13 protein-coding genes are annotated in these 21780 nt (G+C 43.3%); 3 read left to right on the forward strand and 10 right to left on the reverse strand.

Annotated elements, in window-relative coordinates; genetic code table 11:
- The first annotated feature begins 112 nt into the window (after positions 1–112).
- Complete coding sequence (locus tag J2X69_RS16940; RefSeq protein ID WP_310105895.1) at positions 113–1657, forward strand: bifunctional GNAT family N-acetyltransferase/carbon-nitrogen hydrolase family protein; 1545 nt, start codon at positions 113–115, stop codon at positions 1655–1657.
- A 76-nt stretch (positions 1658–1733) separates the two neighbouring features.
- Here the strand turns inward: J2X69_RS16940 and J2X69_RS16945 are convergent, their stop codons facing one another.
- From J2X69_RS16945 to J2X69_RS16975, 7 genes are all read right to left on the reverse strand, one after another.
- Positions 1734–2507, reverse strand: a complete 774-nt coding sequence (locus J2X69_RS16945) for a DUF2520 domain-containing protein (protein WP_310105898.1) — start codon at positions 2505–2507, stop codon at positions 1734–1736.
- A gap of 85 nt (positions 2508–2592) precedes the next feature.
- Entirely contained in the window at positions 2593–3990 is a 1398-nt protein-coding gene (lpdA, locus tag J2X69_RS16950) for a dihydrolipoyl dehydrogenase (protein ID WP_310105901.1), read from the reverse strand.
- A gap of 148 nt (positions 3991–4138) precedes the next feature.
- The gene (gene odhB, locus J2X69_RS16955) at positions 4139–5680 is read right to left on the reverse strand and encodes a 2-oxoglutarate dehydrogenase complex dihydrolipoyllysine-residue succinyltransferase (protein WP_310105903.1); all 1542 of its coding nucleotides are present in this window, start codon (positions 5678–5680) and stop codon (positions 4139–4141) included.
- Positions 5681–5767: 87 nt separating this feature from the next.
- Entirely contained in the window at positions 5768–8560 is a 2793-nt protein-coding gene (locus J2X69_RS16960) for a 2-oxoglutarate dehydrogenase E1 component (RefSeq protein WP_310105906.1), read from the reverse strand.
- 442 nt (positions 8561–9002) lie between these two features.
- A complete protein-coding gene (locus J2X69_RS16965) occupies positions 9003–9578 on the reverse strand; it encodes a hypothetical protein (protein ID WP_310105909.1) in 576 nt (191 codons plus the stop codon).
- Between the two features lie 19 nt (positions 9579–9597).
- The gene (locus J2X69_RS16970) at positions 9598–11250 is read right to left on the reverse strand and encodes a SusD/RagB family nutrient-binding outer membrane lipoprotein (RefSeq protein WP_310105912.1); all 1653 of its coding nucleotides are present in this window, start codon (positions 11248–11250) and stop codon (positions 9598–9600) included.
- A gap of 21 nt (positions 11251–11271) precedes the next feature.
- Positions 11272–14517: a SusC/RagA family TonB-linked outer membrane protein gene (locus tag J2X69_RS16975; protein WP_310105915.1), complete on the reverse strand. Its 3246-nt coding sequence runs from the start codon at positions 14515–14517 to the stop codon at positions 11272–11274.
- A gap of 934 nt (positions 14518–15451) precedes the next feature.
- Here J2X69_RS16975 and J2X69_RS16980 point away from each other — a divergent pair.
- Positions 15452–17011 carry an SDR family oxidoreductase gene (locus tag J2X69_RS16980; RefSeq protein WP_310105920.1) on the forward strand — a complete coding sequence of 520 codons (1560 nt, stop codon included), beginning with the start codon at positions 15452–15454 and terminating at the stop codon, positions 17009–17011.
- A gap of 237 nt (positions 17012–17248) precedes the next feature.
- On the opposite strand, the gene J2X69_RS16985 is transcribed toward J2X69_RS16980, so the two are convergent.
- A complete protein-coding gene (locus J2X69_RS16985; RefSeq protein WP_310105923.1) occupies positions 17249–18070 on the reverse strand; it encodes a purine-nucleoside phosphorylase in 822 nt (273 codons plus the stop codon).
- Positions 18071–18164: 94 nt separating this feature from the next.
- On the opposite strand from J2X69_RS16985, the gene J2X69_RS16990 reads away from it, so the two are divergent.
- A complete protein-coding gene (locus tag J2X69_RS16990) occupies positions 18165–18689 on the forward strand; it encodes an NAD(P)H-dependent oxidoreductase (RefSeq protein WP_310105927.1) in 525 nt (174 codons plus the stop codon).
- A 3-nt stretch (positions 18690–18692) separates the two neighbouring features.
- Here the strand turns inward: J2X69_RS16990 and ftsZ are convergent, their stop codons facing one another.
- Both ftsZ and ftsA read right to left on the reverse strand, forming a co-directional pair.
- A complete protein-coding gene (gene ftsZ / locus J2X69_RS16995) occupies positions 18693–20357 on the reverse strand; it encodes a cell division protein FtsZ (protein WP_310105930.1) in 1665 nt (554 codons plus the stop codon).
- 109 nt (positions 20358–20466) lie between these two features.
- Positions 20467–21777, reverse strand: coding sequence for a cell division protein FtsA (ftsA, locus tag J2X69_RS17000; RefSeq protein WP_310105933.1), 1311 nt, complete (start codon positions 21775–21777; stop codon positions 20467–20469).
- Positions 21778–21780: the final 3 nt, after the last annotated feature.

The following is a 21780-nucleotide window of genomic DNA, read 5'->3' on the forward strand; positions in this document are numbered from 1 at the left end:
ATGCGCTATGCTTATCTATAAAACATATCCCATAGTTAGACCAATCATCACTTCAAATTCTCTCTTTATCTTTTTTTTAAAAGATTTTAATCCGCCTATTCAATCCGAACATATGGACAACACTCAAGTAGAAAACATATCACTATCCTATCTTCAGCCCTCGGATTATAAAGATCTAAAAGCAGCTATGATCGAAGCATACAGAAGTATGCCCGGGTCACATTGGGACGAAAATCAAATAGAAACTTTAATCACTAAATTCCCTGAAGGACAGGTAGTCATCAAGATAAACGATCAATTGGCAGGCTGTGCGCTTTCTATCGTGGTAAACGATGCCGAGCTGGAGGGAGAACATACCTACAAAGACATCACCACCGACTTCACTTTCGACAATCACAACAATGCCGGCGATATGCTTTATGGAATTGATGTTTTCATCAAACCCGAATTCCGAGGCTTGAGGTTGGGCCGGAGACTATATGATTACCGGAAGGAGCTTTGCGAAAAGCTGAATCTAAAGGGAATTGTCTTTGGTGGGCGAATCCCCAACTACCACAAGTATTCGGATCAAATGGGACCAAAAGAATACTTGGAAAAAGTAAAGCTCAAGGAGATTTACGACCCTGTTTTGAATTTCCAGCTGGCCAACGATTTTCATCCTGCACGGATTATGAAAAATTATCTGGAAGGTGATTCAGCTTCGAGTGAATTTGCCGTGATGCTGGAATGGAATAATATATTCTACGAAAAACCCAACAAAAAAGCATCAACCAACAAGACCATAGTACGCCTTGGCTTGATCCAATGGCAAATGCGTCTGTATGATAATTTGGATGAACTCATGCAGCAAGCTGAGTATTTTATCGATGCCGTGTCAGGATATCGTTCCGATTTTGCCCTTTTTCCCGAGCTGTTCAATGCGCCACTGATGGCGGAATTCAATCATTTAAGCGAAGCACAGGCAGTCCGTGGATTGGCAAAATATACCGACGAAATTGTCAAGCGCTTTGCCCAATTATCTGTTTCCTACAATATCAACATCATCACCGGCTCCATGCCGAAGATCAAAAATGATAAATTGTATAATGTAGGTTACCTCTGCAAACGTGACGGATCGATTGAATCCTACGAAAAACTTCACATTACACCGCTGGAAGCTAAGGTCTGGGGGATGCAAGGAGGTACTGTCTTAAAAGCTTTTGATACGGATTGTGGCAAAATCGGGATATTGATCTGCTACGATGCCGAGTTCCCGGAATTAAGCAGAATATTAGCCGATGAAGGCATGGACATTCTATTTATCCCTTTCCTTACCGACACGCAAAATGGCTATTCCCGCGTCCGTAATTGTGCTATGGCAAGAGCTATAGAAAATGAATGCTATGTAGCCATGGCCGGAAGCGTAGGAAATCTGCCAAAGGTTCACAACATGGATATGCAATACGCGCAGTCCATGGTGATTACCCCTTGTGACTTTCCTTTCCCAAGCAACGGCATCAAAGCTGAAGCCACTCCAAACAATGAGATGACACTAATCGCGGATGTGGATCTTTCGCTCCTTAGAGAGTTGAATGAATTTGGAAGTGTACGAAACCTAAAAGATCGAAGAACCGACTTATTCGAACTTAGGCTGAAAGATGTACCAAAACAATCATGATAAATGGACGGAACAAAAGAACAATCATGTCATAGGGAAGTTTGAAAAAAGAGAAGCAGGAACCTGGTCGTACTGATCAGCTATCGATAATATCCTGGGAGATTAATCGATAGATTTCAGCAATTCCTTCATTGTAACTCAAAAATCTGTGATGGTCTTCCAGAGTTTCGTAGTCCTCGCGTATTGCAGGACCGGTTTGAGCTGCTTTTGCCCCAATCTGTAAGCTTTTGGAAATCGTCTCAATGATCAGTGGTTTCAGCATATCAAAATCCAATCCCTGCCTCCGCATCACTTCTTCAGCGATTCTTATCATATGATTGGAAAAATTACTAGCAAAAACCGCTGCAATATGCATGGCTTTCCTATCCTTGGACCGCACAGTATACGTGAGTGGAGACAGACTTTTAGCCAATTTTTTTAGTTTTTGAAGTGTCTCTTCATCATCAGATTCCAATAAAAACGGCACCTCATCAAATTCAATTTTCCGCCCTTTGGTGAAAGATTGTAAGGGATAAAAAATCCCGGTATAGGTAGCTGAGCTGTAATTCAACATATCTAATCCCACAGAACCTGAAGTATGCACCAAAATGCTATCCTCAGGCAGAATAATCTCATCTGCCAAGTCCAGAATCGCTGAATCTTTGACAGCCATAATAAAAATCTCTGCTTCACTGGCTGAGAAATCCAAATCATCTTTGGGCTCACCGGAATAGACCCGATCCGTGATTTGCTCTGCGCTTTTGATAGTTCGGGCGTAAACTTCTGTAATCACATGTCCGGCATCTTCCAATGCGGGCGCCAAGTGCCAAGCTACATTACCCGCACCCAGAATGGCAATTTTAAACTTCATAATGGAAGTAAACTATTTTTCCCCAAAAAGAAAAAAACCACCCGAATCTCTCCGAATGGTCTCTTCTATAATTCTCTTTACCAACTTAAATATGCAGTGCTCTATTGTCTGTCGCTGCAAGGCAAGCTTCTTTGAACGCTTCTGTGTAAGTCGGATGTGCATGAGACATTCTGGAAATATCCTCCGCTGATGCCCGATACTCCATAGCTACCACCGCTTCAGCGATCATATCCGCAGTTCTTGGGCCGATCATATGCACTCCTAGAATCTCATCTGTCTCAGCATCTGCCAAAACCTTCACCAATCCATCTGTATCCATAGACGCTCTCGCACGTCCGGAAGCCATGAATGGGAATTTTCCTGTTTTGTACTTAATGCCTTTTTCCTTCAGCTGCTCCTCAGTAAAACCTACAGCAGCTACTTCCGGCCATGTATACACTACTCCAGGAATCAGATTATAATTGATATGAGGTTTTTGTCCCAAGATAGTTTCAGCCACAAAAACTCCTTCCTCTTCAGCCTTATGCGCAAGCATGGCACCTTTCACCACGTCTCCGATCGCATAGATATTCGGCACATTGGTCTGCAAGTGATCATTGACTTCGATCTGACCTCTATCGGTGATCTTCACTCCGGCAGCCTCAGCATTCAAGCCATCGGTGTACGGTCTTCTGCCGATAGAAACCAGAACATAATCACCTTTTACTTCGATCGTTTCTCCCTTAGAATCTTCAGCTTTTACAGTAACTTCTTTGCCTTTGGCTTCCACTGAAGTCACTTTATGCTTTAGGAAAAATTCAAAACCGATTTTTTTCAAAGACTTTTGGAGTTCCTTGCCCATGGTACGATCCATGGTAGGGATAAGTGAATCCATAAATTCAATCACTGAAACCTTTGCTCCCATTCTCGCATAGACAGAACCCAGTTCCAAACCAATCACACCACCGCCGATCACGACTAGATGCTTTGGAATGTCTTTCAGATTCAATGCTTCTGTAGAGGTGATCACTCTGTCTTTGTCCAGCTTGATGAAAGGCAAAGATGATGGTTTCGAGCCTGTTGCAATGATGATGTTTTTCCCCTGAATATCTGAAGATGATCCGTCGTCCTTGGTGACTTTCACGGTGGTTTTATCCACGAATGAACCAACTCCCTGATGAACGTCTATTTTATTCTTTTTCATCAGGTACTGAATCCCATCTGTATTTTGCTTTACCACATCATCCTTTCTGCTGATCATCTGTTTCAGATCTACCTTCAGATTGCTCAGGTTTATCCCATGAGTTTTGAACGTATGGGCCGCATTGTGGTAATGCTCAGAGGAATCTAAAAGGGCTTTGGAAGGGATACAGCCTACATTAAGACAAGTACCTCCAAGCGTAGGATATTTTTCAACAATGGCAGTCTTCAATCCAAGCTGTGCGCAGCGAATTGCTGCAACATACCCACCCGGACCGGAACCGATTACTATAACGTCATACATGTTGTTAGATTTTAGTAGCAAGTATCGAGTATCAAGACCTCCACTTGCTTTCAATTGAAACTTTTATGCATCAAAATAGGAAAGCTTTCCAGTACACTCACCTAATAACCTCCCTAACCGATACTTTGTACTGGTTACTAGATACTTTTTAAACTCCAAACAACAATCTGGTTGGATCTTCAAGCAATTCTTTTACCCTTACAAGGAAGCTAACCGACTCACGTCCATCGATGATTCGGTGATCGTAAGAAAGCGCCACATACATCATCGGAAGAATGACCACTTCCCCATTCACAGCCATAGGGCGCTGAACGATATTGTGCATTCCCAGAATGGCTGATTGCGGAGCATTGATAATCGGGGTGGACATCATCGAGCCGAAGATTCCACCGTTAGTCAAGGTGAATGTACCACCTGTCATTTCCTCAATAGAAAGTTTGTTGTCTCTGGCTTTTCCAGCCAGTCTTACAACTTCTTTTTCTATCTGGTCGAAACTCATGGCTTCCGCATTTCTGATCACCGGCACCACCAATCCTTTCGGAGCGGACACAGCAATAGAGATATCGCAGAAATCATTGAAAACAATTTCATTTCCGTCAATTTTTGCATTCACAGAAGGCCATTCCTGAAGTGCCACGCACACCGCTTTGGTGAAGAAAGACATAAATCCAAGTCCTACCCCATGCTTTTCTTTGAATTGCTCCTTGAATTTGGATCTTAAATCCATGATTGGCTTCATGTTCACCTCATTGAATGTGGTAAGCATTGCTGTCTCATTTTTTACTGACACCAATCTTCTGGCTACAGTTTTTCTCAATGAAGACATTTTCTCCCTGCGCTCATTTCTAGATCCTGCCACAGGTGCAGGCGCTGAACTTACTGCAGGTTTGCTTTCAGCTTTTGCCGGAGCCGGGGCTGGCTTTTGAGCCGATTGGGCATCTTCTTTGGTAATTCTACCGTCTTTTCCGGTTCCTTTCACTGACTCCGGAGAAACTCCTTTTTCAGCCAAAATCTTGGAAGCCGCAGGAGAGGCATGCCCGGTAGCATAGTTAGTATTTCCTGAACCGGCCGCTTCGGAAGGCGTAGAGGAAGAAGATTCAGAAGATGCAGCCGCTGCCGGCTCGCCTTCTGTCACTTCAATCTTACAGATCATTCCACCAATCTCCAACACATCACCCTCTTGGGCTACATGGCGAAGAATTCCCGATGCCTCAGCAGGCAATTCGAAAGTCGCTTTATCAGAATCTACTTCCGCGATTATCTCATCCAACTTCACATAGTCCCCGTCGCTTTTTAGCCAATTAGCCAAGGTAACCTCAGTGATGGATTCACCTACGGTAGGCACCACCATCTCTTTTACCTCTCCGGTAGACTTAGCGCCGGAGGACTTGGGCTCTTCCTTAGTTTTGCCGGATTCCTCTGCCGGCTTAGTATCCGGTGATTTACCGGGAGTTCCTGCCTCATCGATCTCGCAGATCACAGCTCCTATTTCCAGCACATCTCCTTCTTGAGCTTTGATTCTAAGTACACCCGCAGCTTCTGCCGGCAACTCAAATGTGGCTTTGTCGGATTCCAATTCACATAGAACTTCGTCCATCTGAACCTCGTCTCCATCTTTTTTAAACCATTGGCCGATCGTCACCTCCGTGATGGATTCTCCTACAGCCGGAACTTTAATTTCTTTGCTCATAAGTTTTTCTTTTTTTCTCTTTTGTAGTCAAAAAGAGAGGAACAAAATGATATGATTATTTTGGATGTCTTTACCAGACAGCTGTGATTATTTCAATTTAAGCGCTTGAGCAACAATATTCTTCTGCTCTTCCACGTGGACCTTGTTGTAACCCGTCGCAGGGGAAGCACTGGCTTTTCGGGCAATTACTTCCATAGGCAATTCTTTGTAAAGAAGCCTAAGAATATAATTCCAATAGCCCATGTTAGACGGCTCTTCCTGAACCCAAACTATTTCAGCTTCGGGGTAACCTGCCAGCACTTCCAGCATTTGCTTTTTCGGAAGGGGATGCAGTTGCTCGATCCTAACAATTGCCACATCCTTCACTTTCTCTTTTTCTCTCGCTTCATCCAAATCATAGAAGATTTTGCCTGAGCAAAGTACCACGCGCTTAACGTCTTTTGCATTCACGGTGGTATCAGGAAGCACCTCTCTGAAGGAACCTTTGGTAAATTCAGAAAGTGGAGAAACTACTTTCGGGTGCCTCAAAAGAGACTTAGGAGACATCACGATACACGGCTTTCTGAATTCCCAAGCCAGCTGTCTTCTTAGTAAGTGAAAGAAATTCGAAGGCTCCGTTACGTTTGCTACTATTGTATTATACTCTGCCGCCAGCTGAAGGAACCTCTCGGGACGGGCATTGGAATGCTCTGGACCTTGTCCTTCATAGCCATGGGGGAGCAACATCACCAATCCATTCATTTTCTGCCATTTAGATTCCCCGGAAGTAATAAATTGGTCGATCATGGTCTGCGCGCCGTTGGCGAAGTCACCAAATTGCGCTTCCCAGATAGTTAAGGCATTTGGATTTGCCATGGCATATCCATATTCAAAACCCAATACTGCATATTCTGAAAGTAGCGAGTTATAAATGTAAAACTCACCTTTTCTATCCTTCATTTCCTTGAGGGAATTGTAGGCTTTATTGGTATTAGCATCATGAAGTACCGCATGACGGTGGGAGAATGTGCCTCGCTGCACATCTTGACCTGTCAATCGAACTGTCTTTCCTTCCAGAGTCAGGGAACCATACGCAAGTAATTCTGCAGCCGCCCAGTTCAGTGATTTGGATTGGAAGAACATTTCTTTACGCTGCTTCAATTGTGCTTCGATCTGTTTAAGTGGCTTAAACCCCTTTGGCACCACTGTCAATGCTTCAGCTACTTTTTCAATCGATTCCTCACTAATCCCTGTTTCGGGAGACTGGTCGAAATCCTCAGGTTTTGATCTTCTTAGGCTGCTCCATACCTCTTCAAAACGGGTCGCTTGGTACGGAAGTGGCTTTTCCTTCACCAGATTCAGGCGGTCCTGAAGCAATTGTCTGAATTCCTCATCCATTTGCGAAGCTAATTTAGCCTCCATATCACCACGCTCAGCCAAGCGCTTCACATAGATTTCTCTTGGATTCGGATGCTTGGAAATAATATTATAAAGTTCCGGTTGGGTGAATTTCGGTTCATCGGATTCATTATGACCATGACGTCTGTAGCAGACCATATCCACAAAAATATCACGGCTGAACTTCTGTCTAAATTCGGCAGCAAGCTTGGCTGCGAATACAACCGCCTCCGCATTATCACCATTTACGTGAATTACGGGTGCATCGATGATCTTGGCAACATCAGTGCAGTAAATGGAAGAACGGGCATCATCAAAATCAGTAGTGAAACCAACTTGATTATTAATAACAAAGTGGATAGTTCCGCCTGTATTATATCCCTTCAGTCCTTCCATCTGAGTCACTTCGTACACGATACCTTGTCCTGCAACGGCAGCATCACCATGAATCAAAATTGGAAGAGCTTTTTTGAAATCACCTTTATATTCAGAATCGATTTTTGCGCGAAGGAAACCTTCTACCACCGGATCCACCGCTTCCAAATGAGAAGGGTTAGGAGCCAGCTTTAAATGAACCTTGTTTTCGCTATGTGTCACTATATCACTGGAATAACCCATGTGGTATTTCACATCCCCATCCCCCATAGTCAAATCAGGCTTTGCGGTTCCTTCGAATTCAGAAAAAATCTGCTCATAGGTTTTGCCCATGATATTTGCCAGCACATTCAACCGACCTCTGTGAGCCATTCCTATCATTACTTCCCTCACTCCCAGCTGGGAAGAAGTGTTGATCACAGCGTCCAGAAACGGGATAGTGCTTTCTCCGCCTTCTAGGGAGAAACGCTTTTGTCCGAGGTATTTTGTATGCAAAAAGTTCTCAAAAACTACCGCTTGGTTAAGTTTTGACAGGATTCTCTTTTTCTCTTCGTGGGTAGGATTAAAAGCTAAAGCCTCTTTTTCAACTTTGGTTTTGAACCAATCCAACATCTCCGGATCACGGATATATAAGTACTCAAATCCCACTGACCCTTCGTAAATAGACTTCAAGGAATCTAATATCTTTGACAACTTAGCAGTTCCGATCCCAATTTCGTTTCCAGCTTGGAACTCCGTGTTCATATCCTCTTGCCCCAAACCAAAATCTTGAGGATCGATCAATGCCTTTCTATCTCTACGTTCTCTTACAGGGTTGGTCTTGGATCTCAGGTGAGCCCTGGATCGGTAAGCATGTATCAACGCTCTTACCTTAATTTCTTTAGGTAACTGCTCCATGTCCATAATGGTACCGGGAGTGGCCAGCGCGCCATTTTTTGCAGGAGCAACAGCCTTCCCATTCGAAGAAGAGGTATTATCTTCATCACCATAATTGGTTAGTGCAAAGTCAAAGCCATTGAAAAACTCCTTCCAGCTTGGGTCGATTGATTCTGGGTCACTCTTGTAAGAAGAGTAAAGCTCATCGATGTAGGACACGTGAGCGTTAGCGATGTAAGAAAACTTATCCATAATTGGTTCTTAAAGAAGAATTCAAAGCTAAGCCCTTAATTCAATAATAAAAAATCGCTTATTTGCCTTACCGAATACACCATTTGACCCCGTCGATAAAGTCTGTAAAAAAGCTCTAGACAATGCAATAAAACTGCAATATCCCGGTTACGCATTCCAAACAGGGATCTAAACTTCGCAAGCAGGGACTAAAGCGCAAATTAGAGCCTGCTTCCAGAGAAACCAAAACACTCAACAGTATAAAAAAACCTATCCACTCTGTGATTAAAACAGACTTTCAAAAAAAACACTGCTGCCGTTCGTGTTATCAAGCAAGGTCTTCACTAACCGTTTTCCCATGAGTGAGTGCGGCACGGAGACTTTAATGGCAAATAAGATTTTACAAAAAAAGGCAGCACCTTAAGCGCTGCCTTTTGACTCACACATAGTTATTTACACTGAATTACTCACATTCCACGTCTACAAAATATTGAAATGGAGAGTTATAAAATGGGGCTCCTGCTATGTTTCCCGAGACATTGTCTCTATTGAAAGACCTGCCGAATTTGTCCGTCAAGTTCAGGCTGAATTCAAAAACGTCATCACAGTCCAAATAATCATCAGTCAAACCAATCACCGCCAAAGCTTCGGTTGCCGTAATCACAAAGCTGGTCCGCAAGAACCGAGATTCATTATTTGGAGCAAAATCCGAAAGCTGAAGTGTTTTCACCAATACAGGAGCGGCGGCAGGAGTATACTCCAAGCCCACATCAGGAATCAATCTTCTATGCTGTACCATAACCTCAACCGTCTCCACAGTCGCACCATCCTCTATATCCACCGCCTCCAGCGTCAAAGCAAATGTGGAATTGCCAATATCTGAGAAATCAAAAGGCTTGGTTGTTCTCGAGATTGTTCTCAAATATGCTCCCGTATCAAATTCAGAATACGGAATATTCGGATCTTCAAAATCACGGCAGGAACTAAATAGCACTACAGCGCTAAGCAAGGCTCCTAAACTATATTTTAACATTTTCATATTGTATCTATTTAAGAGATTAGTAAACCCAAGCATTTCCGGCCGGATTGGTATCCCAGAATACCTGTGCTCCCAAACCGGATTTCTGAACAGCATTGTTATTTGTGACCATGTAGTTGTTCGGATACAAGAATGAGCGGGGGAACACTCCCGGATCCTGTTCAAGACCGGGCTGCATTTTTTCCGGCTGGCCGGTTCTCTTATAAAGGTTAAGAGACTCTACACCGTTACCAAATAAAGACAACCAATACTCTCGACCTACGATATACATTTTATTTGAAGCAGCATCGTACTCACTGCCTATATAGGTGAGATAAGCGGCAACATCGGCGGCAATGTCACGATTTTGACCTGCATAGAAATCCGATACGTTAGTCGCTTCCCGGGAAGCATCCGCAAAATTGGTAACAAAATCCATATGCTTCTTCACCGCAGAAAGCATGTAAGACTTCGCCGCTACAGCATCTGTATCGAGAGTCAACGCAGCCTCAGCCAGCATAAAATCAACATATGCAGCCAACATAATAGGATACAAACCTGCCCCTTGCGCCCCCAATGATGGATTGTTGACAGGAGCACCCGAGTCGTTATCAAATCTGCCACCGGCAGGATACAATCCCCACACTGTTCTCTTCAATCCATCAGGCGGCACACCATCCGGGTCTAGGTGATCCCGTCCCCAGTAACCTCTCTTACCCGGAAGACAGTAAATAAAATTCCCCACTAAATATTGAGGCGGCGCAATCTGCGTAATACACTCGATTTCATCAGGATTTGTAGAATTTACCGTTACTTGCCGATACCAATAGTACCTAGCTCTAGGATCATCAAAACCTTTAGCCTCAGTCATATGCCACATATAATAGGTAGAATGATATGTCCCCCCACCCGATGTATACGACCCTGTAAAGTTTGGATGCCTAGAATCAGGGTTAGCATTTGAGGTACCGAATCTAAAAACGAAATCATCACCTACTTTAAGCATATTGTCCTCTGCAATCAAAGCACTGATACCGGCGGTAGATCCAGCCTGATTCACCAACTTAGTATTGATGTAGTATCTCAACTTTAACGTATTCACCAGTCTAATCCATTTCGCATAATCTCTGCCATAATAATAATCATTTAGCGGAGTGGTATCCATGGAGGTAGTTGCCGTAAAATGCACAGAAGCCTCTTTCAATGCCTGAAATGCAGCTTCATAAACCGAAGCGCCGGGATCAACCTTTGGAAAATAGTTTAAAGGATCGAGGGCTTCACTTAAGGGAACATCACCATAGGAATCCACCAAATTAAAAAGCACCATTGCTTTTATTGTTTTCGCTATACCCAGATGTCTCTGGTAGTTTAGCTCCTCTGCCAATGGCACCAGAAAATTAACATCCGCAAGAATATTGGCATAGGAATTAGACCACCAAGTATTTGTCGACTGTGGCGTATAGGCACTTTCATATTGAGCACTTCCCTGATTGATAATTCGGGTCAAACTCATGCCCGAGTTACTCAATGCATTATAAAAGTCCTTATAATCCAATTGGATCCTGTTTAACAGGAAATTGGGGGATGCTATGGAGGGAGTCACTTTATTTGGATCATCCAGAAGATCGAGCTCACAGGAAGAAACCAAAAGCAACATTACTGCGCAGATGAGACTATATATATATCTTTTCATTTTAGTATCAGTTTTTGGGAATTAGAATGTAAGCGTTACAGTTCCACCAAATCTTCTGGAGCTAGGACCGGTCACGAAATCAAAGCCAAGACCATTTCCCACGCCTGTTCCTAATACATCCGTATCAAAATTCATGTTTGGAGGGAAATTAAGTGCTCTAAACCACAAGTTCGTACCACTTACCGCTACTGAAGCTCTTTTAAACGGAGTTTTTGCAATCAGGCCCTTAGGCACCTCATACCCGAAAGAAACCTCCCGGAGCCGTACAGTAGAGCCGTCAAAAAGGTTCGGCTCATTGGTTCTGCCCTGATAGCCTGAGAAAAAATAATCAGAAGCACTTATCTGGATATCATTCTTGATATAGCGGGGAGTACCGTCTTCGTTTACACCGTCTTGTCTCACACCCGGCATGATAAAGGCGAGCTCTCTATCCGCCACCGGATCCTTGGTCACACCCCTGGCCAGCGTAGATGTTACAGTAGTAGAATACACATCTCCTTTATGTCTGTACTCCATCATTGCCGTCAAAGTAAATCCTTTGAAGGAGAAGGTATTGATCCACGATCCCGTCCACTTAGGATTTGGATCTCCGATTATTTTCAACTCCGGATCCGCCTGGTAAATACCGTCGGAAAGCACTATAGGATTACCATCCGGGTCCCGGGCAAAACCGGTTCCCTTAATTACATTGAAGGGTTCGCCTGGTATGGCAAAGTTGCCTAACGCAGTAGTACCGGAAATAACAACTTCTGTAAGCCCTGCTCCCAAATCGGTAGTAATGGACCTGTACAAACTCCAATTTACAATCGAGTTCCAATTGAAACCTGAAGCCGTAGAGATAGGATTTACATTTGCCTGAAGTTCAGCCCCTCTAGTCCTGATATTCCCTATATTAATAAGCGTCGTGGTAAAACCTGTTGCGGGATCAATAGGAGAATCGGTAATCAAATTACTCGTGTTTTTCTCAAACAAAGAGATATCAAAATTTAATTTCCCGTTGAACATCGCTGCTTCCACACCAAACTCCAATTCCTTTATCAATTCAGGCTTTAAGTTTGGATTACCCAGCTGATTTGAAACAGAGTGGGTCTGGGTCACAGAACCGTCCCTAGAAAATGCTATCGCATTCTGATCCAATGTATTTCGCGTACGATATGGAGAAGGAAAACCGGCAGACGTCCCATAACCTAGTCTTAATTTCATTTCATTCAATGTGGCAGAATTCCAATTGAACGCCGAAGTCGGAATGAAAGAAACAGAAGCTCCAGGATACAAAATTCTGTGGTTCTCTTTTTCTACTGTTGAAGTCCAGTCATTTCTTGCAGAAATGTTCAGATACAAATAGTTGGAGTAATCCAATGTAACTGTTCCATACACTCCTAATCTCTGTTGCTCTTCGGTAGTATTCAGACTCCTACCCCCAAATGCCGATGGTTCTGTAGAAGCCGAGCTAGTAAAGTTATTATGTCTAAACAACCCAAATGCTAACTGTCCCTGAGAGACTATTCCGTTTTGAGAGTACGTATCATACCTGCTATTTCCTCCTATCAACGCATTGAAACCAATCTTGTCAGAAAACTCCTTCTTCCAATTTAACACAAGATCCTGATTCCAAATTGTGTTTACGATATTAATGGTCCGATAGTAACCGGATTGGACAGAAGCATCGCCGCTGCCCGCTCCCTTATTGTACATGGCTTCCTGCAATTCAGAGTAGGTATCCAAACCAATTCTATAGGTAGCCGAGAAATTGTCGTTGAAATCATACACCAGGGAAGTCGCATTGAAAAAACGCTTTACATCCGAGGTGTTTTTATAATATTTCACCAGCCAAAGCGGGTTTACGATATCATTTCCGCCTCTAAAGTAAACCGAACTATTATCAATTGGATTCTCGAATGGCAGTCCTCCAAGATCTACGGACCTAGGGGTATACAGTACGTGTGCAAACACAGAAGGCACGCCATTATCCGGACCGGAACCCCGCGCAGCATTTACAGGAGGAGTCTCAAGATCTGTAATAGCAAATGTGAACGAGGAATTGATACTCAACTTATCTGTAACAGCCGAATTAACCCCCAAACCAAAATTATACTTAACCAATTTATTGCCGGGAGTAAAGCCTTCGTCATTTGTATAACCAAAGCTTGCACTAAAGCTCGTCTTGTCAGAACCCCCACTGACCTGAACGGATGAATTGCTCACCAACCCGGTCCGAAAAAAGACCTCCGAAGGATCTGCATAAGCCTTGTATTCATACTGTATGGGAGTTCCACCCACTATGCCATCCACCCAAAATTCAGGAAATGCATTTCTGATCGCAGCAACGGAAGAGGACGCAATGGGATGATTTATAGTTAGTCCTTCATCCAACCTTGGCCCAAAGTTGGAAAAGAAGAAGCCGGGAGCCTGCTGAAAACCATTTCCATACTCAGTACCAAAAGTGGGAAGAGACGCAGCCTTATTTGAAAAAAAGGACTGATTGATGGTCACCTCAGCATTTTTGCGCTTGGAAGAACCCGATTTGGTAGTAATCAATATTACACCGTTTCTACCCTGATCACCGTACAAAACTGTAGCCGATAAGCCTTTCAATACCGACATACTCTCAATGTTGTTTGGATCTATGTCCAAGAAACGGGACGAGGTGGTTGCTCCGCCTGTAGAAAAACTATTCGTGGCGTTTGTGTTGGTATTAAACGGCACGCCATCTACTACAAACAAGGGCTGATTTGATCCTGTAGCAGTGGAATAGCCCCTTATCACCATATTTGTGCCCGACCCGGACATCCCATTGGTAGAAGTAATACTCACTCCAGGTACTTTTCCCTGTAATACACGGGCCACATCCTGCTCAGGCCTATTCTCCAGCTGCTCGCTACCAACTGAGGTCACCGCATATCCCAGCGCTTTCTTTTCTCTCTCTACTCCAATCGCCGTCACAACCACTTCATTTAGTTGTGCAGCATCGGTCATAAGAGTGACATTAATAACTGTTCTGTTCCCGATTACTTCCTCTGAGGATTTTAATCCTATAAAAGAGTACACCAGGACATTAGAACCATCAGGTACTGTGATGGAATAACCGCCGTCTATGTCGGTGGTAGTTCCCACTGTGGTACCCTTCACCATGACGGTAGAACCCGGCAAACCGAGACCGTCCTCTTCGGAAACTACCGTACCGGTAATTACCCGTTGTTGCGCCATAGCCTCAAAACAGAGGACTGAAGTCAGGAGCAAAACAACACTTAGTAAAGCTTTTCTCATAAGGTATTTATTTGGTTGATGCCTAAATAAAATCGCTTTCAACTGAATAAAAAAATATACCCCGACAGCTAGACTATATGTGTTTATTACTAAATAAACTTGTTTTGTCACAATAAATAACTGAAAAAAACTAAAAATTCATACTAAAAACAATAAACAGCAAAAAAACCGAGTTTATTTTGATTTATCGGTCATTTCATTGTTTAAACGGAGTTCTCAGGCTATTAATTTGAGAATTTTAATAAAACATCAAAAAATGTCTGCCCAGAAAAGAACAGGACAGAAAAAACAGAATTATATACTGATACAAGAAGTTCGAAAAAAAATCTAAATTTTTAAAAAAAAATGATAAAACTATTACCATAGGGTATAAATTTGATTAACTAATAAATAATTTCATTAATTTTTAATAAATCTGGTTTAAAAAAATATATAGATTTTGACATATAACGTAACTTTCCATAAATATGGTTTAAACTACATATCCAAAAGCTGATTCAAAAATTGAAATTAAATTTTGGATCATTTCGTCTTCATAGCAAAAAAAATAGAAATTAGTTGTATTTTTCATACAGAAAATTGCATCTAAAAAATAATTGGAAATTTTCAACTATTCAGCCTGCGTTTACCATGCTTCTGAGCTAAGATGATTGTAAAAAACATTCATGGATTAAGGAACACAAAGCGAGCGAAGAATACATTGAGATCAACTTTCGCCGAAGCTAAAAACAAGGAATTAACCAGTATATCATAGGAGACAAAAAAAGGAGAGCAGTTAGATCAAACACTATCAGTCATACATATTGAAGTTCAGCAGCAATTTTCTTTAGAAGGCCCAGCGTAATGCAGAAGCGTATTTCAGTCCTATCCTATAACCTCACCACCATTTCCATTTTTTAATCTTTACTTTTGCGCCCTTGTAAGCACACTAGCCATGGAAAAGGAACCAACCTCGGTAATCCCAATGAAGATCACGCCTGAACAAATCGCTCAATGCATTACTGTACTGGAGAGCCTGAATATGGATACAGATCAGATTTTTGACATTCCTAAAAAAAGTAGGCTGGCGCTGTTGAAAGCTGCGGGACAATTTTCCCGTCCTACCAAAGAGGAACTAGCTGAGCGAAAAAAAGGAGCCAAAAAAATCCATCGCAAGAAAATTGCCGACAAAGACAAAAGTGCCCGTAAAACCACCGGCATTCGCTCCGCCCGTGAAGCCTCGATTTTCATCGCTCCAAGCATGCTTTCTTTGACGGACCGAGAGACAGATGAAGCGATCCGGCTTGAGTCTCCTAGAGAGTGCTATGTATGCAAAGAGTCTTTTGATAGGCTACATCATTTCTACGACACTATGTGTACAAGTTGCGGGGATTTCAATTATGCCAAGCGCTTTCAGACTACAGACCTGAGAGATCAAGTAGCTTTGGTCACAGGTTCCAGACTGAAAATCGGTTACCACATCACCCTTATGATGCTTCGTGCCGGAGCTACAGTAATTGCCACGACAAGGTTCCCTGTGGATTCTGCACTCCGGTATGCTAAGGAGTCTGACTTCAGCGAATGGAGCGACCGACTTCACATTCATGGGTTGGACTTGAGACACATCCCAAGTGTCGAGATTTTCTGCAATTACATCGAGCAAAAATATGAGCGACTGGATGTACTAATCAACAATGCAGCCCAGACGGTTCGGAGACCAAGCGGTTTTTATCAACATTTGATGGAAAATGAAACCTTGACATGGTCAGATCTTTCTTCATCTTTGCAAAAATTGCTTGCTGACCATCATACTTGCCTACAAGAGATACGTATTCTCAGTCAGGAATTTTCCGAGGGAGAAAGCAAAAATCTCCCTGTTTCCTGGCATGGAAAACAACTCGGGATAGGACTTACCTCATCCGCCCAGCTTACACAAATCCCGTACAGCATAGACAACTCTCTAAGTTCGGAGGAAATTTTTCCGGTCGGAAAACTCGATGCAGACCTTCAGCAAGTAGATCTTCGGAAGACAAACAGCTGGAGACTGAAACTGGGAGAAATCCACACCAACGAAATGCTGGAAGTACAGTTGGTTAATTCTGTAGCTCCTTTTGTGCTCTGCAATCGCCTGGTGAACATCATGAAAAAAGATAATACAGGCAAAAAGCACATTATCAACGTCTCTGCAATGGAAGGGAAATTCCATCAGTTTCATAAGGAAGCTAGGCATCCCCATACCAATATGGCCAAGGCCGCTCTGAATATGATGACGCTGACCTCTGCAGCCGAGTTGCCCAAATTTGGGATTTACACCAATGCCGTGGATACAGGCTGGGTAACTGATGAGGATCCTGTGGAACTTGCTAAGCGAAAGCAAGAATTGCATGACTTTCAGCCACCATTAGACATTGTCGACGGAGCTGCCCGTGTATTGGACCCTCTATTTGATGGGATCAATACAGGCAAGCATTGGAATGGGAAGTTTCTAAAGGATTATAGACCTACTAGCTGGTAAAGAGTTCTCGCGGCGGCGCAACGGCACGGCGAAACAAACCTTTGAATAGGCTATTCCCCAAAAACCAAATCATGAGAATATTTATTGATAGTAGATCTCTATTCACCAATTAAAGCTGTTTGCTCTTTGGAATTTGGTGGTTTTCGTTTTTAACCACCAAGTCATAAAGTAAAAAGAGAAACTGGTCTGTGTTCCTCGAAGACCCTATGATCTCTATGCCTCTATGTGGTTAATTATTCAATCTATCTGCCTCACCACTTCCTTGATAATCTCAGCCATCACAGGCTCGGCTTTGGCAGCAGCTGCAAGTACTGCAGCGATGGTCACAGGCATGATTTTTCCTTCTACACCCAAATCAGTAATCGCAGAAATCCCAAAAACCTCTATCCCCATTTGTCTTGCCACAATTACTTCAGGCACGGTACTCATCCCCACTGCATCAGCTCCGACTCCCCGTAGATACTTGTATTCAGCCGGAGTTTCGAGATTTGGCCCCTGCACTCCTACATAAACTCCTGTATGTACTCTGAAGTCATTTTCTCGTGCAAAACCCAAGGCAATTGCCACCAAATCTGAAGAATACGCATCGCTCATGTCAGGAAATCTTGGACCAAATTCTTCGTAATGCTTTCCACGGAGCGGGCTCTCCGGAAACAAATCTATTTGATCACGGATCAACATCACATCCCCGACTTCCTGGTCTGGATTGAGCCCTCCGGAAGCATTTGAGACAAGTAAGGTTTTCACTCCGAGCTTCTTCATGACTCGGATCGGAAAAGTAACTTCCTGCATGGAATAGCCTTCGTAGTAATGAAAACGTCCCTTCATAGCGATGACTTTTTTGCCTGAAAGCTCCCCAAAAATCAATTTACCAGAGTGACTCTCTACGGTAGCTAGCGGGAAATTGGGAATATCCGCATAATCAATTTCTTTCTCAACGCTGATTTGATCGCCCAAATGACCAAGTCCTGTTCCGAGAATGATCGCGATTGACACATCACTAGTATATTGTGAACGAATAAAAGAAGCTGCTTCTGAGATTTGACTTAGGTAGTTCATAGGAATTAATTTGCCTGCCTAAAGATATAAATTACCATCCAGCTTCGAACTTTTGCCTGAGCAAGAATGTAACCCTTTCAGAAAAAAACATAAAATGATCAAGATAATCGTAGGAACCAACCGCAAGAATTCTGTTTCCAAAACTGTTGCCGAGCTCTATCGGAGTATCCTAAAAGAGAGAGGGGAGCAATCAGAAATTCTGGAATTAGAAAACTTACCAAGTGATTTCATAGAAAATGCTCTGTATGAAAATAATGGGAGGCATGAGCTTTATAACGAATTCCACGATCAATTGGTGGATGGAAAAAAGTTTGTTTTCATAGTACCGGAGTACAATGGCTCCTTTCCCGGGATACTAAAAACCTTTATCGACGGGATGACCTATCCCAATACGTTCAGGAATAAAAAATGCGCTTTGGTGGGTATTTCTTCCGGAATAGGCGGCGGTGGCATCGCAATGAGCCACCTTACCGACATCTTCCATTATCTGGGAATGCATGTCCTCGCTCTCAAGCCAAAACTGGCTAAAATAGAGCAAAATATGTCAGATAACCTGCTCACCAACAGGCGGTACATGGACTTGCTGCAAACCCAGGCAGACATGCTGCTTGATTTTTAGGACTTAGTCCACATTATCATGCAGGAATCTATTGTTTCCAAGAATCTCATTGTCATCGCTTAGATTATACTTGCTGATGCTAGGCTCTGAGCTATGCTGAGGCTCGTTTAACACTACATTTTTGCGCTGATAGGCAGGCACTTCCATTTTCTCCTTCAATTCTTCCGGAGTTGGGTTGAACGCACGGTTGCCTTTTAGTTTTTCGAAACGCTCATGCGCTCTCTGAATAGCCTTTTGCTTCATTTGCTCATAGTAATCATTGGCAAAGGCAGGAGAGGCAGGCTCTTCTTTTTGAGGCTCTTGCACGGACATTTTTTCTTCCTCTTCTTCGAAAAGATCATGTACAATTTTCTCCTGAGCAGGCTTCGGAGTTTCAGCTTTCATTTCTTCCTTAGGCTTCATGAAAGTGAATAGGCTTTCTTTCTTAGGAGCCGGTTTTGGAGCTTCTATTGCTTCTTCTCTCCTTGGAGTTTCTGCCATTGGCTTCACTTCTTGGGAAGGAGCGGGAGCTTTTGGCATGGAGAACACAAATGTGGATCCGTTAGCAACCGGCTCTTCTTTTACTTTCTCGGATTTTCCGGAATCCAAATTGATCACCGTTTTTTCTTCATCTACTTCTTGCACAGGAGTGCTAGGTGCAGGTGCAGGAATTGCCACAGCCTTTGGCGCTTCTACTTTCTTTCCTGTTCCTTCAAGTCTATCCATCTCAAAACCTGTAGCGATCACTGTCACACGGATAGCTTTGCCCAATTCCGGATCTATCCCCTGCCCGAAGATCACTTCTGCATTGTCACCCGCTTTCTCCTGAATATACTCGGTGATCTCACTCAACTCGTCCATGGACAATTCCTCGTCTTCACCGGACATGATAGAAAGCAAGATCTTCTCTGCACCTTTGATATCTACGTTGTTCAACAATGGAGAAGAGATAGCAGCACCCGCAGCACGGATTGCACGTCCTTCGCCTTCCTCAGTGGAAGAACCCATCACAGCTGCTCCTGCATCTTTCATCACTGTCTTCACATCTTCAAAATCCACATTGACATCTTGGTGAACCGTGATGATCTCAGCAATAGATCTTGCTGCAGTGGATAGAATATCATCCGCTTTGCTGAAAGCTGTCCTAATGGCAAGATTACCATAGATTTCTCTCAGTTTGTCGTTCAAAATAACCAGTACTGTATCACAGTTCTCGCGAAGAGACTCAATACCCGCCTGGGCTACATTCATCTTCTTTTTGCCCTCGAACATAAACGGAGCGGTCACGATACCTACGGTAAGGATATTAAGTTCTTTGGCAATCCTAGCTACCACAGGAGCTGCACCTGTACCGGTACCTCCACCCATTCCAGCTGTAATAAATACCATTTTGGTATTATCGGCCAATAGTTCGCGAATCTCATCCTCTGATTCTATGGCTGCGTTTCTTCCTTGCTCAGGATTGGCACCGGCGCCCAGACCTTCGGTCAGATTGGCTCCAAGCTGCAATCTAAGTGGAACGGGGCTTGATTTGAGAGCCTGGGCATCAGTATTGACTACCACAAACTCTACATCCTTAATCCCTAACCCGAACATGTGGTTCACGGCATTGGATCCGCCTCCACCTACACCGATTACTTTTATAATCGACTTGGGGTTTTTGTGTAAATCAAATCTGTAATCTTTCATGTTATCTGACATATTTATTGTTATTGGTGAAATTTTCTATGGTTGTTTTAGTGGTTATTTAAATGGGGAAACTGGCAGCAAAGCCGGCAATCTCCCCCAATCATAAGCCCTAGTAGTTAATATCGTCGCCGATATCGTCGCTGAGAATTCCTTTAAGTCTCCCGGCGATTTTATCGAAAATATCTTTTGGATTGATCTCCATTGTTTTTGGTCTTCTTATAGGTTTACCGTTGGCCGTGCGCTTTGCATACCCTTGATCTCTATCATCAAGAGCTTTGAATCCGGCAAGCACCAAGCCTACAGAGGTGGCATACATTGGGCTCTTCACTTCCTCGATCACTGACTTGCCCAAATGCTCATTAGGATAGCCTATTCTCGTGTCAAGCCCTGTCATGTATTCAAATAGCTGACTGATAAACTGTAATTGGGAGCCCCCTCCTGTCAGCACTATTCCGCCTGCCAGTTTTTTGTAATGCCCACTTTGCATGATTTCATTCTGCACGATCTCAATGATCTCTTCCATTCTTGCCTGGATGATAGAAGCTAGATTTCGGATAGAAATTTCCTTTGGCGCTCTATTTCTCAGACCGGGTATTGAGACGATTTCATTAGGATTCGCTTCTTCGGTGATCGCTTTTCCAAACTTGGTCTTCAGTAGTTCTGCCTGATTTTGCATCACCATACAGCCTTCTTTGATATCCTTGGTAATGATGTTTCCACCCAAAGGAATCACTGCCGTATGACGGATAATATTCTCGTAGAAAATAGCAATGTCCGTGGTCCCTCCTCCTATATCGATCAGGCAAACCCCTGCTTCTTTCTCGTCATCACTCAATACAGAAAGTGAACTCGCTAATGGCTCAAGAATTAACTGCTTGGAAAGTAATTCTGCGCGGCGAACACATCTGTTGATATTGTTGATAGCGGTAGTCTGAGCAGTGATGATATGGAAATCTGCTTCCAGACGTGTACCTGACATCCCTACAGGATCTTTGATGCCACCTTCATAATCCACGGTGTAATCCTGCGGCATTACGTGAATGATCGTATTTCCCGGAGGAATAAGGATATTCTCCATTTCGCTGGAAAGTCTCCTTACATCTTCTATCGTGATCTCATCATCCGTAGGCTGACGCATTATGCTGCCACTTTGGATTTTACTTTGGATATGCTGACCGGCTATCCCCACAATGACATCTACGATATCCACATTCGCCATCTCTGACGCTTCTTCCACTGCCTTTTCAATAGCGTGGACAGTCTTATCGATGTTGGTCACTACACCACGGTCTACTCCGTCCGAAACGGCCTTGCCCATGCCCAGCACCTCGAGTTTGCCATACTCGTTTTTGCGCCCCACGATGACACAGATTTTGGTTGTCCCAATATCCAGCCCTACTATTAGTTCTTTGTTTTCCATATC

It is taken from the genome of Algoriphagus sp. 4150, from assembly GCF_031457395.1.
Classification (GTDB): Bacteria; Bacteroidota; Bacteroidia; order Cytophagales; family Cyclobacteriaceae; genus Algoriphagus.